Source organism: Lactobacillus sp. C449L (assembly GCF_059900815.1).
In genome coordinates this window covers 1-398 of the sequence record NZ_JBWXGA010000431.1, presented here as the reverse complement: position 1 = coordinate 398, position 398 = coordinate 1, and the positions used below count along the sequence as shown (strand labels likewise).

1 protein-coding gene is annotated in these 398 nt (G+C 71.1%); it reads left to right on the top strand.

The annotated features are described in order from the left end of the window. Positions 1–158 precede the first annotated feature (158 nt). Positions 159–398: hypothetical protein (locus AC2JF9_RS10130; RefSeq protein WP_500727512.1), on the top strand; the 240-nt coding region annotated here is incomplete at its 3' end.

Genomic DNA, 398 nt, shown 5'->3' with positions numbered 1-398 from the left:
ACCGTGAAGGCCGTCCATCGCCGGGCGAAGCTGACGACCCGGCCCGTGCTCGACCGGGTGCTCGGCTGCCTCATGAACCTCGCGCTCCGGGGCGAGGTGAGCCTCGACCTCAGCAAGCCGTTCGACGGAACCACGCGCGTGGGCAAGGGAGCCATCGCGTGAGCGCCGCGCGGAAGATCTCGTCCGTGCACCCCGACGATCTCGGCTTGTTCCCGGGAGCGCCGGTGGTGCGCAAGACGCCGCGCTTCAACTACGGCCACGCCCTCGACGGCGCGGGGGCCGACCACAAGGCCCTCGGCCCGGCGCCCTTTCGCTCGCTCCTGGAGCGCGATCTCCGCACGCTGCTCGGGGCCAATCCCGACATCGCGCATTACGCCGTCGAATCGCACGAGCTGAGG